Origin of the sequence: Mesorhizobium sp. M7A.F.Ca.CA.004.04.2.1 (genome assembly GCF_004022825.1) — a bacterium.
Lineage (GTDB): Bacteria > Pseudomonadota > Alphaproteobacteria > Rhizobiales > Rhizobiaceae > Mesorhizobium.
The window spans coordinates 1-3,567 of sequence record NZ_RZPH01000641.1 but is presented as its reverse complement, the minus strand read 5'-3'; the positions used below and the strand labels follow the sequence as shown (position 1 = coordinate 3,567).

The window sequence follows — 3,567 nt, the reverse complement described above, 5'->3', positions numbered from 1 at the left end:
GCGATGCTGGTTGTGCCGACGAAGTCCGGTATTCCCGGCGTCACGCTACTCTCCGCGAGCCTGCTCATCACCGGACTGCTCGGCGGCAGCGTCAACGGTTCGAGCGGCCGCGCCATCATGGGCTGGTTTCGGGAAAACGAGCGCGGCTTCGCCATGAGCGTCAGGCAGACGGCGGTGCCGCTTGGCGGTGGCCTTGGCGCGCTCGTGCTGCCCTCGCTTGCGCTGGCTTTCGGCTTTGGCGCGGTGTTCGGGGTGCTGGCGGGCGCATCCGCTCTGTCTGCCCTGTTCGCCTGGCGCTGGCTGCACGAGCCGCCGACGGCGGGCGAGGGCCATCTCGCTTCGGCTGTGGCCGGACCGGCGCCGCTGCGCAATCGCGATGTCTGGCGTATCGCGACCGCCATCGGCCTGCTCTGCTTTCCGCAGGTGGCCGTGCTCACCTTCGCTTCCGTGTTCCTGCACGATTTCGTTGGGTTGGGAACGGCGGCAATCGGCGCGAGCCTCGCCGCCGTTCAGATCGGCGCCATGGTCATGCGCATCTGGAGCGGCCGCTTCACCGACCGTCACGGCAACCGCCGCCAATTTCTTCGCTTGTGCAGCGCGTTCAGCGCCCTTGCCTTCGCCATGCTTTGGCTGCTGGTCCTGTTCGGCCCAACCGTTCCGGGCGGCCAGCTCATCTGGTTGGCGGTCCTTCCAGTCGTGCTAATTGTCGCAGGCATCTCGGTCTCTTCCTGGCACGGCGTCGCCTACACCGAGCTTGCCACCCTTGCCGGGGCCAGCCATGTCGGGACCGCGCTCAGCCTTGCCAACACCTTTGTTTTCGTAGGCTTCTTCCTGGTGCCGGTGGCCATTCCGGGGCTCTTGCACCTTTGGTCTTGGTCCGGCGTCTGGCTGGCGGCCGCCATCTGCGCGCTGATCGCCCGGCCGATCTTCCTGCGTCCGGCCTGAGTTCGGCCGCAAAACCGCCCGACTTCGGAACCACGACCTGAAGCCGGCTGAGAACAATCCGATCGAAGCCGTTAACGTCCCATCAAGGTTAATGCATCATTTTGCTCTCCAGTGGGGTCTGTCGCGTTCCTGGAGAGTGTTCCGTGCATCGACGTGTGTTGAAGCGGCTGGTTGCCGCCGCCGGTGAGAGAAGACGTGGCTTTCTGCCCCCGTTCGTCATCGGTCTCGGCATCTGGATCGGCTTTCCGACCATCGTCGCCTATCAGGACATGACGAGCCTTGTCTCCGGCCTCGAAGCGAACACCCGCTGGAATTCCTATGTCGAGAAATCCGTCGCCGGCTCGACCCATGCGGCCGAGATGCCCTTTGTCGATTCTGATGTCACCGGCTCCATCTCCGGATCGGGTGTCCACCTGGCCGGTGTCGGCAACGTGTCGTTTCGCGGCAAGGGCGGCAAGGTCAGCGGCACGCCCGATGAGGACCGCGTCGTGCGCGCCGAGAAGAAAGGGCGCATCGTCCAGATGTCTCCCGTCGCACCGCCGAAGAACTTCAACGCCGGCTCGATCTTCGAGCGCACCTCCTCCTTGCTGCGGCCCAGCATGGACAGCGGCCTGAAAATGGCTTTCGCCAAGCCGCAGATCAAAGGCAAGGAAATCCAGATCGCCGCGGCATTCCATGCGCGCGAGGACAGGAAGCCGGATCCCGGCGTGCCGGCCATGCTGGCAGCGCTGGTCAACAACGACCATCCGGACGTGCTGGCCACCGCCTACGCGCAGTCCGAGCCTGACTATGCCAAGGCATCGCCCTTCGAAGCCCTGCTTCAGGACGAGCAGCCCAATGAGGGCCGCTTCATTCCGCCGATGGCCAAGGGCGATCATTCGTGGATCCAGAACCCGCTGCCCGCCAGTGTCTTCTCCCAGAAGGAGCAGGCATGCCTTGCCAACGGCATCTATTTCGAGGCGAGGAGCGAATCCGTGCGCGGCCAGGCCGCCGTCGCCCAGGTCATCCTCAACCGCGTCCGCAACCCGACCTATCCGAATTCGATCTGCGGCGTCGTCTACCAGAACGACAGCTGGTTCAACCGCTGCCAGTTCTCCTTCGCCTGCGACGGCAGGAAGAAGCGCATCGATAGCCCAGCCGCCTACAAGACCGCCAAGGAGATCGCCATGGCCGTCACTGCCGGCAAGATCTTCATCCCGGAGGTCGGATCGTCGACCCACTACTATGCGCAATATGTCCATCCCGGCTGGGCGCGCACGATGCAGAAGATGACCAAGATCGGCCTGCATATCTTCTATCGGACCTATGGCGGCGGCTGGAGCTGAGTGCGGAGTAGCCGCTGATCTTTGATGTGGCGCGCAGCCGATCAAAGGGCCATTGCGCGGGGGATTCGCGCCATGCATCTTCGTCATCATGGCGGGCACGATGTCGCACCTTTCTAATTCATTGATTTTATTGCCTAAAATACATGGCAATGAACTTCCGCCCGTGGCTTGACGGGCGCAAACCCTCTAACTATGTTGCCGGCGACTTTAGAAGCGGACGGACGGTGACGGTCTGACCGGGCAGGGGGGGTGCGATGGCCGACAAGAATGGGCCAGACGGAACCGGAAAAACCGGCCGCGGCAATCAGCATGAGCCCGACATCCGCGACGACGATCTTGAGCGCCGCCGCCGTGACCTTGAAGCTTCGCTTGCGACAAGGCGGCCGGGCCGGCTCGAGGGGAAAGACGACGCGAAAGCGGGCAGTGTGGCCGGTTACGGTCAGGCGCTCAAACTCTCCAGCGAATTTATCGCCGGGGTGGTGGTGGGTGCCGGCATCGGCTGGATCATCGACCGTCTGGCGGGGACATCGCCATGGGGTCTGATCGTGTTTCTGCTGCTTGGTTTTGGCGCCGGAGTGCTCAATGTGATGCGTTCCGCCGGCGTTGTGGCAGAATTTGGACAGGGCGATAAATCGCGCCGTGGCCAAGACGACAAGAAATGACCGCGCACCATGTGCGGTAATGGTAACGAGGCCGTACGCGGCATTGACGGGGTTTGAACGTGGCAGCTGACAAGGTCGATCCGATCCACCAGTTCCATATCAACAAGCTGATTCCGATCGACATCGGGGGCTATGACCTGTCTTTCACCAATTCGGCACTGTTCATGGTCGCAACCGTTATCGTCGCGGCTGGATTCCTGTTTCTCACGACGTCAAGCCGCAGCCTGGTTCCCGGGCGGCTTCAGTCGGTCTCCGAGATGGCCTACGAGTTCGTCGGCAACATGTTGCGCGATGCCGCCGGCACGCAAGGCATGAAGTTCTTCCCTCTCGTGTTCTCGCTGTTCATGTTCGTGCTCGTCGCCAATCTGCTTGGCCTGTTCCCGTATTTCTTCACCGTCACCAGCCACATCATCGTCACCTTCGGCCTTGCCGTGCTGGTGATCGCAACCGTGGTCGTCTACGGCTTCATGAAGCATGGTCTCGGCTTCCTGAAACTGTTCGTGCCGCATGGCGTGCCGGTCTTCCTGCTGCCACTGGTGGTGCTGATCGAAGTGATCTCCTTCGTGTCGCGCCCGGTCAGCCTCTCGGTTCGTCTGTTCGCCAACATGCTCGCCGGCCACATCACGCTGAAAGTG

General features: G+C 62.6%; 4 protein-coding genes. All 4 read left to right on the top strand.

The annotated features are described in order from the left end of the window. Nucleotides 1-945, top strand: a 945-nt coding sequence (locus tag EN893_RS24390) for an MFS transporter (protein ID WP_164901067.1), incomplete at its 5' end; no start/stop codon positions are given. 143 nt (nt 946-1,088) lie between these two features. After that, nucleotides 1,089-2,270: a cell wall hydrolase gene (locus tag EN893_RS24385; protein ID WP_127270764.1), complete on the top strand. Its 1,182-nt coding sequence runs from the start codon at nt 1,089-1,091 to the stop codon at nt 2,268-2,270. 254 nt (nt 2,271-2,524) lie between these two features. Continuing rightward, nucleotides 2,525-2,932 carry an AtpZ/AtpI family protein gene (locus EN893_RS24380; RefSeq protein ID WP_127272330.1) on the top strand — a complete coding sequence of 136 codons (408 nt, stop codon included), beginning with the start codon at nt 2,525-2,527 and terminating at the stop codon, nt 2,930-2,932. A gap of 59 nt (nt 2,933-2,991) precedes the next feature. Continuing rightward, on the top strand, nt 2,992-3,567 hold a 576-nt coding region (locus EN893_RS24375), incomplete at its 3' end, for a F0F1 ATP synthase subunit A (protein WP_128361827.1).

Bases quoted from the DNA above. Each gene is read 5' to 3' on its own strand.
- EN893_RS24380 (WP_127272330.1), top strand. From the start codon at position 2,525: ATGGCCGACAAGAATGGGCCAGACGGAACCGGAAAAACCGGCCGCGGC.